This window comes from Paenibacillus campinasensis (genome assembly GCF_002272015.1).
GTDB classification, from domain to species: Bacteria; Bacillota; Bacilli; order Paenibacillales; family Paenibacillaceae; genus Paenibacillus_AQ; species Paenibacillus_AQ campinasensis.
Map to the genome: position 1 here is coordinate 83,024 of NZ_NPBY01000009.1, position 16,322 is coordinate 99,345.

Annotated in this window: 18 protein-coding genes; all 18 read left to right on the forward strand. The window is 53.6% G+C overall.

All coding sequences use genetic code 11. The features are described from left to right. Positions 1 to 14 precede the first annotated feature (14 nt). The 18 genes from spoIIIAG (at position 15) to spoIVB (ending at position 16,250) form a co-directional block, all read left to right on the forward strand. Positions 15 to 653, forward strand: a complete 639-nt coding sequence (gene spoIIIAG / locus CHH67_RS02560) for a stage III sporulation protein AG (protein WP_095263403.1) — start codon at positions 15 to 17, stop codon at positions 651 to 653. A gap of 58 nt (positions 654 to 711) precedes the next feature. Further along, complete coding sequence (locus CHH67_RS02565) at positions 712 to 1,536, forward strand: SpoIIIAH-like family protein (protein WP_095263404.1); 825 nt, start codon at positions 712 to 714, stop codon at positions 1,534 to 1,536. A gap of 170 nt (positions 1,537 to 1,706) precedes the next feature. Then, positions 1,707 to 2,198 (forward strand): acetyl-CoA carboxylase biotin carboxyl carrier protein, encoded by a 492-nt coding sequence (gene accB, locus CHH67_RS02570; RefSeq protein ID WP_095263405.1) that lies wholly within the window; start codon positions 1,707 to 1,709, stop codon positions 2,196 to 2,198. A 55-nt stretch (positions 2,199 to 2,253) separates the two neighbouring features. Then, complete coding sequence (gene accC / locus CHH67_RS02575; protein WP_095263406.1) at positions 2,254 to 3,597, forward strand: acetyl-CoA carboxylase biotin carboxylase subunit; 1,344 nt, start codon at positions 2,254 to 2,256, stop codon at positions 3,595 to 3,597. A 116-nt stretch (positions 3,598 to 3,713) separates the two neighbouring features. Continuing rightward, positions 3,714 to 4,127: an Asp23/Gls24 family envelope stress response protein gene (locus tag CHH67_RS02580; protein WP_095263407.1), complete on the forward strand. Its 414-nt coding sequence runs from the start codon at positions 3,714 to 3,716 to the stop codon at positions 4,125 to 4,127. Between the two features lie 78 nt (positions 4,128 to 4,205). Continuing rightward, complete coding sequence (amaP, locus tag CHH67_RS02585; protein ID WP_095263408.1) at positions 4,206 to 4,745, forward strand: alkaline shock response membrane anchor protein AmaP; 540 nt, start codon at positions 4,206 to 4,208, stop codon at positions 4,743 to 4,745. A gap of 14 nt (positions 4,746 to 4,759) precedes the next feature. Next, positions 4,760 to 4,993: a DUF2273 domain-containing protein gene (locus tag CHH67_RS02590; RefSeq protein ID WP_095263409.1), complete on the forward strand. Its 234-nt coding sequence runs from the start codon at positions 4,760 to 4,762 to the stop codon at positions 4,991 to 4,993. A gap of 154 nt (positions 4,994 to 5,147) precedes the next feature. Beyond that, positions 5,148 to 5,606 carry a transcription antitermination factor NusB gene (nusB, locus tag CHH67_RS02595; RefSeq protein ID WP_095263410.1) on the forward strand — a complete coding sequence of 153 codons (459 nt, stop codon included), beginning with the start codon at positions 5,148 to 5,150 and terminating at the stop codon, positions 5,604 to 5,606. Positions 5,607 to 5,671: 65 nt separating this feature from the next. After that, the gene (folD, locus tag CHH67_RS02600; RefSeq protein ID WP_095263411.1) at positions 5,672 to 6,532 is read left to right on the forward strand and encodes a bifunctional methylenetetrahydrofolate dehydrogenase/methenyltetrahydrofolate cyclohydrolase FolD; all 861 of its coding nucleotides are present in this window, start codon (positions 5,672 to 5,674) and stop codon (positions 6,530 to 6,532) included. Between the two features lie 10 nt (positions 6,533 to 6,542). Next, entirely contained in the window at positions 6,543 to 7,904 is a 1,362-nt protein-coding gene (gene xseA / locus CHH67_RS02605) for an exodeoxyribonuclease VII large subunit (protein WP_095263412.1), read from the forward strand. Then, complete coding sequence (gene xseB / locus CHH67_RS02610; RefSeq protein ID WP_141235825.1) at positions 7,894 to 8,151, forward strand: exodeoxyribonuclease VII small subunit; 258 nt, start codon at positions 7,894 to 7,896, stop codon at positions 8,149 to 8,151. Before xseA ends, xseB begins: the two co-directional genes overlap by 11 nt. Then, positions 8,126 to 9,052 carry a polyprenyl synthetase family protein gene (locus CHH67_RS02615; RefSeq protein ID WP_179292053.1) on the forward strand — a complete coding sequence of 309 codons (927 nt, stop codon included), beginning with the start codon at positions 8,126 to 8,128 and terminating at the stop codon, positions 9,050 to 9,052. The genes xseB and CHH67_RS02615 overlap by 26 nt, the downstream gene beginning before the upstream one ends. A gap of 153 nt (positions 9,053 to 9,205) precedes the next feature. Continuing rightward, positions 9,206 to 11,113, forward strand: coding sequence for a 1-deoxy-D-xylulose-5-phosphate synthase (gene dxs / locus CHH67_RS02620; protein ID WP_095263413.1), 1,908 nt, complete (start codon positions 9,206 to 9,208; stop codon positions 11,111 to 11,113). An 18-nt stretch (positions 11,114 to 11,131) separates the two neighbouring features. Next, on the forward strand, positions 11,132 to 12,004 hold the full coding sequence (locus tag CHH67_RS02625; protein WP_095263414.1) for a TlyA family RNA methyltransferase: 873 nt from the start codon (positions 11,132 to 11,134) through the stop codon (positions 12,002 to 12,004). Between the two features lie 68 nt (positions 12,005 to 12,072). Next, positions 12,073 to 12,555, forward strand: coding sequence for a hypothetical protein (locus tag CHH67_RS02630; RefSeq protein WP_095263415.1), 483 nt, complete (start codon positions 12,073 to 12,075; stop codon positions 12,553 to 12,555). A 39-nt stretch (positions 12,556 to 12,594) separates the two neighbouring features. Next, on the forward strand, positions 12,595 to 13,044 hold the full coding sequence (ahrC, locus tag CHH67_RS02635) for a transcriptional regulator AhrC/ArgR (RefSeq protein ID WP_095263416.1): 450 nt from the start codon (positions 12,595 to 12,597) through the stop codon (positions 13,042 to 13,044). Between the two features lie 31 nt (positions 13,045 to 13,075). Beyond that, complete coding sequence (gene recN, locus CHH67_RS02640) at positions 13,076 to 14,815, forward strand: DNA repair protein RecN (protein ID WP_095263417.1); 1,740 nt, start codon at positions 13,076 to 13,078, stop codon at positions 14,813 to 14,815. 100 nt (positions 14,816 to 14,915) lie between these two features. Continuing rightward, the gene (spoIVB, locus tag CHH67_RS02645) at positions 14,916 to 16,250 is read left to right on the forward strand and encodes a SpoIVB peptidase (RefSeq protein WP_095263418.1); all 1,335 of its coding nucleotides are present in this window, start codon (positions 14,916 to 14,918) and stop codon (positions 16,248 to 16,250) included. Positions 16,251 to 16,322 lie beyond the last annotated feature (72 nt).

Genomic DNA, 16,322 nt, shown 5'->3' on the forward strand with positions numbered 1-16,322 from the left:
CGGAGGTGAATCGGATGGGGAACTGGCTAAAGCGGTTGGAGGAGTGGCTAGGTGGCGGGGCGGGCGGTGCTAAAAAGGTTCAAACCTTACGCTGGCTCATCATACTTGGGCTCGTCGGCGTGGCCATCATGCTGTTCAGCTCCTTCATCAATGTGAAGAAGATTGATCAGGACAATGTCAGCCGCGAGCCGCCGGACGCCTCGGTAACAACATCCGTGCCAACGGATGCGGATAACGCGGCCGGCGAATTTGAAACGATCGAGCAGGACTTCGAGATGCGCACCAAGGCGATGCTGGAGCAAATTGTCGGCGTCGGCGAGGTCGACGTCATGGTGACGGTGGAATCTACGGAAGAGCTGGTCGTCCATAAAAACATCAGGGATACCCAGGAGCTGACAGAGGAAACCGACGCGAACGGGGGCAAACGTCACATTACCAGCTACACCCGCGACGGTCAGATCGTCACTTACGAAACTTCCGGAGACCAGGCTCCGATCGTGACGAAGCGGATCAAACCGCAGGTCAGAGGCGTGCTGGTTGTGGCCAAGGGCGCAGAGAACGAAGTGGTGAAAGGACTGATTGTGGATGCGGTGCAGCGAGGTCTGAATGTTCCAACCTATCGCATCTCGGTCGTGCCTCGCAAGCAGCAGTAGCAGGGTGAACGAGCCGATCGTTCCCGCAGGTTCTCAATTAAAGGAGGAAGCGTTCATAATGAATAACAAAAGACAAACCATTTGGTTAGTATCGATGCTCAGTTTGATGGTCGTCCTCTCGGCCTACTACTTGTTCACGGATGATCCGGGCTCAACGACGCCGCCGGTAGCGGACAGCACCCAGGCCGATGGAGCGGGCCCAGGCGTACAAGGCGCAGACGGTACAGGCAATCCGGATGAGCTGGTGATCAACGAGATCGTGGAAGAAGGAGCTTCCGAAGAGCCGGGAACGGCGCCGGAGAATGCGGAAAGCACAGGCACGGAAACCGGGGAGGCTGATGCGGATTCCGGTGCTGCCGATGCCGATACGTCGGCTGCTGAAGGCAATCAGAATGCCGGACAATCGAACACCGGAGCCGAGCAGCCGAAGACCGAACCTTCAGGCGAGGACAAGTCGAGTGAAACGAGCAGCACAACCGGAGCCAAGACAGAGAAGGAAATTTTGGAGGAAGTTGCCGCCCAGGCGGGCACCAGCGAATCCAAAATCGAAGCTTACAAAATGGAGCGCACGGAAAAAAATATGAAGCTGTATGATGAATTGATGGCCAGAATCGGCAATCAGGACAGCACGCCGGAAGAATTGGCGAAGGCCAGCGAGCAGATGCGAGCTGCCGAGGAAAGAGAAGCGGTCATCGAGAGCATTGAGGTAGAACTCCAAGAACAGTTCGGAAATGCAGTTGTCAAAGAAGAGAATGACAGATATAATGTCGTGGTGCTGACAAACGAGCTGGATGCCAAGGGAGCTGCTGGCATTGTAACCCTCGTGATGAAAGAGCTCAAGGTAAGCCCGGATAAAGTTACGGTTCAATACGTATCGCCATAATCGGTATCGGCAAAATTCCGCAAAATGCGGCGAAAAACGCCAAATATCAAAGAGCCCGGGATTTTTTCGGGGCTCTTTCTATTTCTTATGTTTGTGATATAATACTTTAAGCTATTGACTGACTTGTCCTATGATGGGCTTTCCAGAATATGAAGGAGTGAGCGTCGAGAATGTTTAAATTGGATGAAATTAAGGAACTGATTAAACTGGTGGATGAAACCTCTGTTCAGGAGCTTGAGATTGAGAACGAAGGCACCCGCCTGTCTATTAAAAAGCCTAGCACCCAAGAGGTGGTCAGCCTGCAGGCAGCCCCTCAGACGTTTATACCTGCGCCTCAAGTTGTGGCTCCGCAGACCGTTCAGACCGGACAGGCACCAGCCCAGGCGTCGCAGGAAGCTGCAGCCGTGGACAGCAACAGCGCATTACATAAGATTGTGTCTCCGATGGTCGGAACCTTCTACCGTTCCCCATCTCCAGAGGCGGGTCCATTCGTCAGCCCTGGCGACCGTGTGGATGAGAAAACAACGGTGTGCATTATCGAGGCCATGAAGCTGATGAACGAGCTGGAAGCCGAAGTGAAAGGCCAGATCGTTGAAGTGCTTGTGGAAAATGGCCAGTTGGTCGAGTTCGGACAGCCTCTGTTCCTGGTAAAAGCGGATTGATCCGCGGGACATTGCTTACGAACGAACGCCATACGAGTTCGAAGGAGGTTACTTCATGACATTTCAAAAAGTGCTGGTTGCGAACCGCGGGGAGATTGCTGTCCGCATCATTCGGGCCTGCCGTGAGCTTGGCATATCGACCGTTGCGGTGTACTCGGAACCGGATCGGGATTCACTGCATGTTAAACTGGCTGATGAGGCTTATTGCATCGGTCCTACCTTATCCAAAGACAGCTATCTGAACTTTACTAATATTATGAGCGTAGCCACGCTGACGGAATGCGACGCCATTCATCCCGGATACGGGTTCCTGGCTGAAAACGCTGACTTCGCGGAAATTTGCGAGTCGTGCAACATCACCTTTATCGGCCCCTCTGCCGATGCCATCAACCGCATGGGTGACAAGGCTGTCGCCAAACAGACGATGAAGGATGCCGGCGTGCCGGTCATTCCAGGCTCGGACGGTCTGGTCGAGGATCTGGACGAGGCGGTGATGCTGGCCAGAGATATCGGCTACCCGATCATCATTAAGGCGACCGCCGGCGGCGGCGGCAAGGGCATTCGCATCGCAGAGGATGAGCAAGCGCTCATCAAGCAGATTACAACCGCTCAGCAGGAAGCGCAGAAGGCGTTCGGCAATGCCGGCGTATATCTGGAGAAATACTTGACGGGCATGAAGCATGTGGAGATCCAGATTATTGCCGACAAGCACGGCAATGCGGTGCATCTGGGCGAGCGTGACTGCTCGGTGCAGCGCCGCCGCCAGAAGCTGGTGGAGGAAGCGCCTTGCCCGGTTCTGACGGAAGAAGTCCGGAGCCGAATGGGGGAAGCTGCTGTGCGCGCGGCCAAGGCCGTTCAATATTCCGGTGCCGGAACGCTGGAATTTCTGCTCGGTCCGGACGGTCAATTTTACTTCATGGAAATGAACACGCGAATCCAGGTTGAGCATCCGGTAACCGAAATGGTCACGGGTGTGGACCTGATTCAGGAGATGATCTCGGTTGCCGAAGGCAATCCGCTCTCCTTCAAGCAGGAGGATGTCAAGATCAACGGCTGGTCGATTGAATGCCGCATCAACGCGGAGAACCCGGACAAGGACTTCATGCCTGCGCCGGGGACGATTCAGTTCTATCTGCCGCCAGGCGGTCCGGGTGTTCGCGTGGACAGCGCGGCTTATCCTGGATACACCATCAGTCCGTATTATGATTCGATGATCGCGAAGCTGATCGTATGGGCTCCGACCCGCGAGGAGGCGATTGCGAAGATGAGACGCGCGCTGATGGAATTTGAGATTGAAGGAATTTATACTACAATTCCGTTCCATCAAAAGCTGCTGGAGCATCCGACCTTCCTGAAAGGTGATTTTGATATTAAATTCCTGGAAGAAAATGAAGTTTGATCCATATGGCCAAGTTTGTCATAAACTTGGCCAAATGGTATAGTATGTGTAATAAGGGCGCATGCCTTGAGCAGTCCGGGTGCATCCGCAAACTTATACGAAAGGGTGTTTAGATCATGGTAGAATCTTTGCCAACAGAATTTGAACGTACGGATATCGGTGAGATTCAAATTGCTCCGGAGGTCATCGAGGTCATTGCAGGACTTGCAACGGTTGAGGTTGCCGGTGTTGCAGGGATGAGCGGCGGGTTTGCCGGCGGAATCGCCGAGCTGCTTGGCCGGAAGAATTTGTCCAAGGGCGTAAAGGTTGAGGTTGGCCAGCGCGAAGCGGCTGTTGACGTATCCGTTATTATCGAATACGGTCATCGCCTTCCTGAAGTGGCTGGGGAGATCCAGCGCAATGTGAAGCGTTCGATCGAGAATATGACCGGGCTTAACGTCGTGGAGGTAAATGTACATATTCACGATGTACAGTTTGCGAAGTCAGCAGACAAAACCGAGGATCTGGACCTTGTTCAGCGCGTGAAATAAAACGCAGAATATAGAGATCATAGAGCCCCCGACAGCAATGTCGAGGGTTTAATCCAATTTTAAGGAGGCTGTGCTTGCGTGGCCAAAATCATGGACAGACTGCTGCTGTTTATTTACAGCATCAGCATTGGTGTAATATCCGTTATTGCCATCCTCCTCCTGAGCGGGGCAGTTCCTTATGAAGTGACTCCCGTTCAGGAACAGCGTCTGTTTCTAACCGGCATTATCATCGCCGGGATATTGCTTCTTATGAGCATCCGTTTCTTCTACATATCGGTACGGCGTGACCGCTCGAATCTGAATTCGATCGATCAGCGCACCGACTTCGGTGAAATTCAGATCTCGGTTGAGACGATTGAGAATCTGTGCCTGAAGGCAGCCTCCCGCGTTCGCGGTGTCAAGGATCTGAAGTCTCGGATCAAGGTATCCCAGGCCGGACTTGATATTGCGATTCGTGCCGTGGTGGACGGAGAGGAATCCATTCCTCAGCTGACGACCGAGGTTCAGAAACAGGTGCATGATTTTGTTGAGGATACGACAGGAATTCCAGTGGCCTCTGTATCCGTGTATATTGCGAATGTGGTACAGGCGCCAAGCTTCAAGAGTCGTGTGGAATAGAGGTGAACTTCCCGATGCCTTGGAAAGAGATATGGGAAAGTCACAGAGGACGGATTGTCGGTGTTACCGGAGGCATTGTTTGCGGACTGATTTACTTAATATCCGGTTTTTGGGATATGCTGTTCTTTGCATTAGTGGTTTTTATCGGCTATGTGTTTGGGAAACGCAAGGACCTGAAGCAAGGCTCCCTGTTCCATTGGCAGGAATGGGGGCGCTGGCTGTCGGAGCGTTGGCGGCCGTTTAAATGAACCCGTGATAGCTTTCTCCGAAAAATGCTGGGACAGGCTGCAGGCTCGCCCTTTTTTGCGGAGTGGCTGTCTACGGGTTTTTTTAGTTTAAGGAATTGATCATACTAATCAGAAAAATGGATTTGGATTTTACAAGGTCCACAGGAGGAACAAGATGAAGAGACGTGTAGCTAGAGAGATCGCCGTTCAAAGCCTTTATCAGATGGAGATGAACGAAGTCGACAGCATGGAGGCTGTAACGATGCTGCTCTCGGAGGCGGCCGAAGAAAATGAGACCGAGCGGGTCATCGGTGATGAAGTGCTGCTGAAGGAGTATGTGCTGCAGCTTGTAAACGGAACATGGAATTCCAGGGAAGCCATCGATGAACTGCTGGCTCATTATTTAAAAGGCTGGCAGGTGAGTCGTCTTTCCCGTGTGGATCGCCAAATATTGCGTCTGGCTGTCTATGAGCTGACCCAGGCCGAGGATGTGCCTGGCAAGGTGGCCGTCAACGAAGCGATTGAGCTGTCCAAGCATTTTGGCACAGAGGATTCGGGGAAATTCGTGAACGGGGTGCTTGGCCGGATGATCCAGGAGCTGGATCGCGTCAAGGAAAAGCTGCAGCAATTGTAATGTCAAACGCATAGCATCACTATGGATCAGCGGTTTCATTTATTTGAAATGGAGGAGAGATTAGGATGACAGCAGCAACGATTATTAGCGGTAAACAGGTTTCCCAGGAAATTCGGGAGGGCATTGCTCTAGAGGTTCAGGAATTGTCCAAGCAGGGGGTTCGCCCGGGCTTGGCGGTGATTCTTGTCGGCGATGATCCGGCTTCCCATGTATACGTACGCAATAAGGAAAAAGCATGTCATGACCTCGGGTTCTACTCGGAAGTCCATCGCCTCCCGGCAGATTCCACCCAGGAAACCGTGCTTGCCCTGGTGGACAAGCTGAACAAGCAGTCTTCCATTCACGGCATTCTGGTTCAGCTGCCGCTGCCGAAGCATATTCATGAGAAGTCCGTTATCGACGCGATTGCGGTGGAAAAGGACGTGGACGGCTTCCATCCGGTGAACGTCGGCAATCTCGTGATCGGCGACGACAGCCTTCTGCCGTGCACGCCGGCTGGTGTGATTGAGCTGATCAAACGCACCGGAATTGAAATTTCCGGCAAGCATGCGGTTGTCATCGGCAGATCGAATATCGTGGGCAAACCGGTATCGCTGCTTCTCCAGCGGGAGAATGCGACCGTGACCATGTGCCACTCCCGCACCGCCAATATGGCTGAATTGACGCGTCAGGCGGATATTCTTGTGGTGGCTGTCGGCCGAGCGAATATGATCGACGCCAGCTATGTCAAGCCGGGAGCCGTTGTCATTGATGTCGGCATGAATCGTCTTGAGAACGGCAAGCTGGCCGGAGACGTTGACTTTGAGAGCGTGAAGGAGGTATCCGGTCCGATTACGCCGGTGCCTGGCGGCGTAGGTCCGATGACCATTACGATGCTGATGCAGAACACTTTGATTGCAGCCAAAAAGTTGAACGGGCTGGTTTAAGATGAGCTCTATGGATCAATCCCGAATACTGACAGTCAAAGATTTGAATCGCTATATCCGCATGAAAATGGAAGGCGATGCGGTGCTGTCGGACGTATGGATTCGCGGGGAGATTTCGAATTTCACCCATCATTCCAGCGGCCATATGTACTTTACGCTGAAGGATGAGGGCAGCCGGATTCGCGCGATTATGTTCGCTACCCACAACCGGCGGCTGCCGTTCATTCCGAAGGAAGGCGCGCGCGTCATTGCGCGCGGCAACGTATCGGTCTATGAACGGGACGGGCAATATCAGTTCTATGCGGTCCAGATGCAGCCTGACGGAATCGGCAGCCTCTATCTGGCGTATGAACAGCTGAAGCAGAAGCTGGAGGAAGAGGGATTGTTCGCTGCCGAGCGCAAGCGACCGCTCCCGAAATTCCCGGAGACCATCGGGGTGATCACCTCTCCGACTGGGGCTGCCGTGCGGGATATAATGATTACGATTCGGCGCCGGTATCCGCAGGCGCGAGCCGTGCTCTATCCTGTGCTGGTACAAGGAAAAGGCGCAGCCCCTTCCATCGTCCAGGCGATCCGGACAATGAATGAGATCGGTGAAGCGGACGTGCTGATCGTCGGCAGAGGCGGCGGCTCGCTGGAGGAATTATGGGCTTTCAATGAGGAAATCGTCGCGCGGGCCATATCCGAATCCGAGATTCCCGTCATTTCGGCGGTCGGGCATGAGACCGACTTTACGATTGCAGACTTTGTGGCCGATCTGCGCGCGGCGACGCCTACCGCAGCCGCCGAACTGGCTGTGCCGAGCAGCGCCGAGCTGGCGGCCCGGCTGAGGCAAAGGCAGCGCCAGCTCGGACAAGCTCTGCAGCAGCGGCTGAAGACGAGCAAGGAGCGGCTGGCGGCGCTGCAGCGATCGCCGGTGCTTGTCTATCCGCGCCGCTACATGCTTCAGCATGCCGAACGGCTGGACATGCTCAGCCTGCGGCTCCAGCGAACGATGAAATCGAAGATGTCGCTGCAGCGCCAGCGCCAGCTGTCCCTGAAGCAGGGACTGATCCGGTTTAATCCCCGGACCCAGCTGGAGACGGCGGCGCAGCGCAGGGAAGCGTCCACGCGGCAGCTGGTCTCGGCGATGCAGTCCATGATGAAAGAGAAGACATCCAAACTGCAATCTGAAATCCGGCATCTGGATGCGCTGAGTCCGCTGAAAATTATGTCCAGAGGTTACAGTCTCGTATACGATGAACAAGAGAAGCATCTCGTGAAATCGCTGGACGACGTGCAGCTCGGCGATCTGGTTCATGTCCGGGTCAGCGACGGCCGGCTTCAGTGTCAGGTGTGGGGAATGAAGGAGGAGAACAGTCGTGACAAGTGAGAAGGAAGTAAGCTTTGAAGAGGCGATGATGCAGCTGGAGGAGATCGTTGAACAGCTTGAAGACGGTGATGTTCCTCTGGAGAAGGCGATCGATTTGTTCCAGAAGGGAATGAAGCTGTCCCAGATGTGCAGTCAGAAGCTGGAGCAGGTCGAGCACAAAATTGAGATGATCATTGAGGAAGGCGGGGAGCTGAAACGCAAGCCGTTTAAAGGGGCTCTCGATGAGACAGGTGATCTTGGTGAATAACGGCAGACCGTCCTTTAACCAATATATGAGCAGCATTTCAGACCGGGTTGCAACCGAATTGACGCATGTCCTTCCCGGGGCCTGGGATGTACCGGACTCTCTACGCGAATCGATGACATACTCCTTGATGGCCGGCGGCAAGCGTCTCCGGCCGCTTCTGGTCGTGGCTGCTTGTGAAGCAGGAGGAGGCAGTGCGGAAGCGGCGATTCCGGTGGCTTGCGCTGTGGAGATGGTGCACACTTACTCGCTCATCCACGATGATCTTCCTGCGATGGATAATGATGATTTCCGGCGGGGCAAGCCGACCAATCACAAGGTGTTTGGGGAGGCGACAGCCATTCTAGCAGGGGATGCGCTGCTGACCCATGCTTTCTATATGGTGGTTCAGAGTGCGAGGAAGTTCGGGGTTCCGGCAGAGCGTGTGCTGTCCATCGTGGAGGATCTGGCGGAGTATGCAGGCCCAAGGGGCATGGTCGGCGGGCAGGTGGCCGATATGGAAGGGGAGCAAGGCATCACGAAGCTGGAGGAACTGGAATACATTCATCTGCACAAAACGAGCGATCTGATCATGTTCTCCCTCATCGCAGGAGGCAGAGTGGCCGGCTGCTCGGAGCGCCAGATTGAAGCGCTGCGCGCATTCGGTCAGCGAATCGGTCTTGCCTTTCAGATCCAGGATGACATTCTGGATCTGATTGGGGATGAAGCCAAGCTTGGGAAGAGCACGCAGAGTGATGTGAAGCAGCAGAAGGTTACATATCCTTATTTTATCGGCCTCGAGGCTTCCAGGCTTGAAGTGGGGCGGCTGACAGACGAAGCGAAGACGCTGATTAAGGAAGCGGGACTTGAGGCTCCGGACAGATTGCTGGAAATCGCCGATTTTCTAATGTCGCGCGATCACTGAGGCCGCTTTACATGCAAACGGTTTTTTTGTGATATAATGTCTTTATGTGATTTTACAATATTGCAAAATTCGATTCCGTGTTTGCAATGCGGTACGATAGCATATGGCATCTGAATTCGAAAACTTATTTAGAAGGAAAGCGGGGGGATTCTCGTGCTGCTTCCGAATATCAATCATCCGAAACAACTGAAGAATTTGACTGTAGACCAATTGAATGATCTGGCTGGGGAAATCCGCCGGTTCCTGATTGAGAAGCTGTCAGTGACCGGAGGGCATCTCGCGCCGAATCTGGGAGTAGTTGAGCTCACGCTGGCTTTGCATTACTGTTTCGACAGCCCTCAGGACAAGTTGATTTTTGATGTGGGGCACCAGGCTTATGTTCACAAAATCTTGACCGGAAGAATGGACAAATTCGATACGCTGCGCAAGAAGAACGGCCTTTGCGGCTTCGTGAAGCGCTCTGAAAGCGAGCATGACGTATGGGAAGCTGGCCACAGCAGCACCTCACTGTCTGCTGCGATGGGCATGGCGATGGCCAGGGATTTGAAAGGTGAGGACAACCGGGTCATCGCGCTCATCGGCGATGGTGCGCTTACGGGCGGCATGGCGTTTGAGGCGCTGAACCATATCGGCCATGAGAAGAAGAAGCTGATGGTTGTACTTAACGATAACGAAATGTCCATCGCGCCGAATGTCGGTGCGATGCATAATTACTTAAGCAAGATCCGTTCGGACCGCACCTACTTGCGGGCCAAGGATGAAGTTGAAATGCTGCTGAAGAAAATTCCGGCCATCGGCGGCAAGCTTGCCAAAACGGCGGAGAAGATGAAAGACAGCCTTAAATTTGCGATGGTTCCGGGCCGATTGTTCGAGGAGCTTGGGTTCACGTACCTGGGGCCAGTCGACGGCCATGATGTGGGCAAACTGATTGATACGTTTAATCAGGCGGACAACGTGGAGGGGCCTGTGCTGGTTCATGTTGTCACCACCAAAGGGAAGGGCTACAGCCCGGCCGAGTCCGATTCACACAAGTGGCATGGCATTACGCCTTATAAGATTGAGTCCGGGAAGGTGCTCAAGGCAGTAGGAAATCCGATGTACACCGAGATTTTCGGCCAAACGCTGGTCGAACTGGGCGAGCAGGACGAGCGCATTGTCGCTGTCACACCGGCGATGCCGGGCGGTTCCGGGCTCATTCCGTTCGGGAAGACATTTCCGGAACGGATGATCGACGTCGGCATTGCCGAGCAGCATGCGGCCACGCTTTGCGCTGCGCTTGCCATGGAAGGAATGAAGCCGGTGTTTGCCGTGTATTCAACCTTTATGCAGCGTGCCTACGATCAGATCGTGCATGATATTTGCCGTCATAACGCCAACGTGATGTTCGCGATTGACCGGGCAGGATTTGTCGGGGCGGATGGCGAGACGCACCAGGGCGTATACGATATCGCCTTCATGCGTCATATTCCGAATATCGTGCTGATGATGCCGAAGGACGAGAATGAGCTGCGGCATATGATGAAGACGGCGCTGGATTACGATGACGGTCCGATCGCCTACCGCTATCCGCGCATTCATGGTCGCGGCGTCGAGCTCGACAAGGAGCTTGTCCCGATTCCGATCGGTTCATGGGAAACGGTTCGCGCTGGCGAAGGCTACGCGATTCTGGCAGTCGGGCCGATGGTTCAGCTGGCGGAAGAGGCGGCTGAACTTCTCAAGCGGGAAGGGCTATCGGTGCAGGTCGTTAACGCCCGGTTCCTGAAGCCGCTGGATGAGACGATGCTGAAGGAGCTGGCGGCTAGCGGCACTTCGATGCTGGTGCTGGAAGAAGCTTCGCAGGCAGGCAGTCTCGGAAGCGCGGTGCTGGAGTTTTTTGCGGAACAGGAATTGTTTGATACCGTTGTTTCACTTATGGGCATTGAAGACCGCTTTATCGAGCACGGCAGCATTCCGGAGCAGCGCGAAGAGGTTGGGCTAACGCTTGAACAGGTATGTAACAGAATTCGCAGCTTCAAGACTTCGCGGGCATCTACCTTGGGGAAGCGAAGCCTGATGTCTTAGGCGGTTTAGGAGATATAGATGGATTCAACACAAAAGGAACGCATTGATATATTGCTTGTGGAGCAAGGATTTTACGATAGCAGGGAGAAAGCGAAGGCCGCGATTATGGCCGGGCTGGTCTATGCGGGCAGTGAACGCATTGAAAAGGCGGGCACCAAGCTGCCGAGAAACACAGAGCTGCGGGTAAAAGGGGCGGTGCACCCTTATGTCAGCCGGGGCGGGCTCAAGCTGGAGAAAGCGCTGAAGGAGTTTGGCATTGCGATGGACGGGCGGACGATGCTGGACATCGGCGCATCCACCGGTGGATTTACCGACTGCGCCCTGCAGCATGGCGCCGGATATGTATATGCCATCGATGTCGGGTACAACCAACTGGACTGGTCGCTGCGCAATAATGAGCGGGTATGTGTCATGGAGCGGACCAATTTCCGGTACATGACGCCCGAGGACCTGAAGGGGCCGGCACCGGACTTTGCAAGCATTGATGTGTCGTTTATCTCGCTGCGGATTATTCTGCCGCCACTGAAGGCGCTGCTCGGCAGGCCTGGTGATGTGGTGGCGCTGATCAAGCCCCAATTCGAGGCGGGACGCGAGAAGGTTGGCAAATCCGGGGTTGTTCGCGATCCGAAGGTGCACAAGGAAGTGCTAACCGAGGTGCTGACCTTTGCCAGTCAGATCGGCTTTGCACTGCAGCATTTAACCTTCTCTCCGATTACCGGAGGGGAAGGAAATATCGAATTCCTGGCCCACTGGCGATTAGAGCCGGAGGGCCCTGAAGTTACGGAAGAACCGCTTCAGGAATCCGGACAAGCGCCGGCGGATTTAGCGGAACGGATTGCAGCCGTTGTGCAGCAGGCAGCTCATACTTTCACAGGAAACTCATCGAAATGATGGGTTTCTTTTGCTGAAAAAGAGGAATTTATGTTCCCATTCTCGAATACAAAAGTCGAGGTGAGGGGATGAGTGAAAGTTACGATTGGTTGTTAATGATATTGCTGGGCATCATCATCTTGCTGCTGATTGGCTATCAGCTGAACCGCTGGCTGATGTCGCCTGAGCCTGATCATTTGCCGGGTGTGCCGATCAACGAGCGAATTCCAGATCACCCAGCGATTGCACTGCTGGAGCAAGAGGGATATGAAGTCGTAGGGGGAAAAGTAAAAATAAATCTTACCTTCGATACGGACGAGCGTCCAATCCACAGTCGGCTGTTTATCGATTATATCGCTTCCGGCGAGAACGGAGAGCTGTATTTGGTCAAGCTGGCACGTGAACGGCTGCCTGTCGATTGGACGGGGGCAGGGATTCGAGACCGATTAATGCCGTTCCTTCTGCTGTACCCGGAATGTGAAGGGTTGCTGTATGTGGACACCCACGCGCACAGCGTCCATCGTCTGAACATGGAGTGGTCAGATGAGGAATGGGCAGGCAATGAGGATTGACGATGACCAAGTTTATTTTTACAGGAGGATTTTTCGGACATGAAAGGACAACGACATATCAAGATCAGGGACATTATTACACATCAGGATATTGAAACCCAGGATGAATTGGTGGAGGCGCTGCGGGCCGAAGGGTTCCAGGTGACACAGGCTACGGTGTCGCGAGATATTAAGGAACTGCTGCTGATCAAGGTTCCGACTGATGACGGGCGTTACAAATATTCCATGCCGACAGATCAGCGGTACAATCCGGTGCAAAAGCTGAGGCGGGCGTTGGTCGACAGCTTTGTATTTATCGATCGGACCGGCAATTTGGTTGTGATGAAATGTTTGCCGGGAACGGCGAATTCCGTTGCAGTGCTTCTCGATAATATGGAATGGTCTCATGTGATGGGGACGATCAGCGGAGATGACACCATTTTGCTCATCTGCCGGTCTGAGGAAGACGGGAAGCAGGTAGTCGAGCAAATTAACAGCTATATTTCTTGATGGATGCAGTTACGATTTGGAGGTGTTAGCGATGCTGGTTACGTTGTCCATTCGCAATCTCGCCGTTGTGGAAGAGGTGGACGTGCATTTTTATCCGGGATTTCATGTGCTGACAGGGGAGACGGGTGCGGGGAAATCGATTGTCATCGACGCGCTCGGTCTGATTGCCGGAGGCCGAGGTTCCGCGGATCTGATTCGTTACGGAAGTGAGAAGGCGGAGATCGAGGCGCTGTTTGACCTGCCTGCTGCTCATCCGGTCTGGGATACGCTCGGGCGGCTCGGCATTGAAGCGGACCCGGCGGAGCATTTGCTCATCAGAAGGGAACTGACCTCCCAGGGGAAAAGCACCTCTCGGATCAATGGTCAAATGGTCAATCTGAGCATGCTGCGGGAGGTGGGCGAGAAGCTGATTAACATCCACGGCCAGCATGAGCACCAAAGCCTGCTTCGGCCGGAGCAGCATATGACCTTGCTGGATACGTATGGGGAAGCGGTGATCGGGCCTGCCAAACGGAAGTATCAAGCGCTGTTCGCTGAATTCAGCAAAGTGGAGAAAGAGCTGAAGGAGCTTCAGGAAACGAGCCAGAAGGCGTATCAAATGCTGGATATGTATCGCTTTCAGCTGGAGGAGATTGCGGCCGCCAAGCTGAAGGTCGGAGAGGATGAACTGCTGCAGGAAGAGCGGCTGAAGCTGTCCCATAGCGAGAAAATGATGGATGCTGTAGCCGGTTCGTATGATCTGCTGTACGGCCCGCAGGGCCTGGAGACGATCAGCAGGGCGATCACCCGCCTGCAGGATGTCGTTTCTTATGATGAGAAAGGTCTCAAGCCAGTTGTTGAACAGCTGCAATCTGCTTATTATCAGCTCGAGGATGCGGTGTTTCAGCTGCGCGACTATCGGGATGACATTGAATTCAATCCGGAACGGCTGGATGAGATAGAACATCGCCTTGATATGATTACCGGTTTGCGGCGAAAATATGGGGATAATGTGGAGCAGATTCTGGAATACTACGGTAGAATTCAACAGGAGACCGAGCTTCTGGAAAACAAGGATGAGGTGCTGCAGGGTCTTGAGAAGCGGCGGGATGAGCTGCTGAGCGTACTGCTGCAGGCTGCCAGAGAGCTCAGCACGGCTCGGAGGGAAAGCGCGAGAAAGCTGGCCCGAGCGGTTGAGCGGGAGCTGAAGGATCTGCAGATGGAACGGACTTCATTTGATGTGCGGCTCGAACTGGTTCAAGATGCGAACGGCTATGAATACGAAGGACAGCGCATCCGCCTGACGCGTCAGGGAATGGATAACGCTGAGTTTTTGATTTCAGCCAACCCTGGCGAGCCGCTCCGTCCACTCGCGAAAATTGCTTCCGGCGGGGAAATGTCGCGTATAATGCTGGCGATGAAGAGCATTTTTGCTCGACATGATCAGATTCCGGTCCTTATCTTTGATGAGGTGGACACCGGTGTGAGCGGCAGAGCGGCGCAGTCGATTGCGGAGAAGCTGTTTGTGCTGGCCAAGACATGCCAGGTGTTCTCCATCACTCACCTTCCACAGGTGGCGTGTATGGCGGATCATCAGTATTTAATTGAGAAGAAGCTGGAGCAATCCCGAACGCGAACCCAGGTCGAGCACTTGAGCGATCAGGGAAGAGTGACCGAACTTGCCCGTATGCTTGGAGGCGTGGAAATCACGGAGAAGACACTTCATCATGCCCAGGAAATGCTCAATCTGGCGGCAGCGCAAAAGGCTTCCAGAACGGCTTCGGGTCAATGATTAACAGTTATAAAAGCTTAGGGGCAGGGTAACTTAAAGGTACGCAATTGGCGACCACCTTTTCGTCAAGCGAAAGAAGAAAAAGGGAGCGTGACAGCCATTGAAGCCTAACATCAGGAAAAAACTGCTCGGTTTCCTTCTTGCTTTCCTTCTCTGTTTCCTTGGCACTGCCGAGCCTGTCCAATCTTTTGTTTCTTTGCCCGATGAAGTGAGACTGTTTACCGGCCAGCAGGCCCATCTGGATGTGGATATGCCGGTGCAGGCACTTGCCTCGGTCGACAGGCCGGATATCCTGCAGCTGAATGGTTCCGGCAAGACATCTCTCCTTGCATCAAAACAACCGCTTCACCTGCAGCCCCAGCAGATCGGCAGAGCTGCGGTCACCCTGAAATTATTTGGCAAGATCCCTGTCAAAACTGTTCACGTGGATGTAGTGCCTGAACTGAAGGTCATTCCTGGGGGACAGACCATTGGCGTCAAAGTCAAATCATCCGGTATTATTGTTGTCGGACATCATCTGGTTCATGCCGAGAATGGCGCAAGGGTATCACCCGGGGAGTCAGCCGGATTAAAGCTGGGCGATCTTCTGACCCATATGGATGGGAAGCCGCTGAATGATGTAACCAAGGTCGCCGACATTGTGGAGAAAGCAGGTAAAAACAAACGGCCTCTTGATATTACATTTAAACGCAGCGGGAAAGTCATGAAGACAAAGCTGAACCCGGCCTTTGATGAAGAGGACAAATCGTGGAGACTTGGTCTGTACATCCGCGATTCAGCCGCTGGTGTAGGGACGCTGACCTTTTATGATCCAGAGCACAAGGTTTACGGTGCGCTTGGGCATGTGATCACAGACATGAATACCCAGACCCGCATTGAGGTAGGCAGCGGAAATATTGTTCAGTCGAACGTCACCTCCATCTCCAAGAGCGAGGAGGGTGATCCTGGGGAGAAGCGGGCTTCCTTTGCTAAGGATGGAAAAGTGCTTGGCAATGTTGAACGAAACACCCAGTTTGGCATCTTCGGCAAAATGGATGAAAAACCGGCGCAAGGCGTGTATAAGGAGCCGATTCCGATTGCGTTTGCCCATGAAGTGAAGCCTGGACCGGCCGAAATTTTGACGGTAGTGGAAGGGGAGCAGGTAGAGCGCTTCTCTGTGGAGATTGTTCATGTATCCAAGCAGGACGCCCCGGCGACCAAAGGGCTTGTACTGCGAATTACGGATCCGAAGCTGTTACAGAAGACAGGCGGAATCGTGCAAGGGATGAGCGGCAGTCCAATTGTTCAGGACGGCAAGCTGATCGGAGCAGTGACCCATGTGTTTGTCAACGATCCGAAATCGGGGTATGGATGCTTTATCGAATGGATGCTGCAGGACTCCGGCGTCCTTCCGTCTCGCGAAACATCAGTTCACCAAAATCTTGAGGCAGGTTAATGCCTTGAGATTTTTTTTGTCGTAAAAAGACGAAAATGATCCTAATTTGACGCAAATAATAAATTATAAATC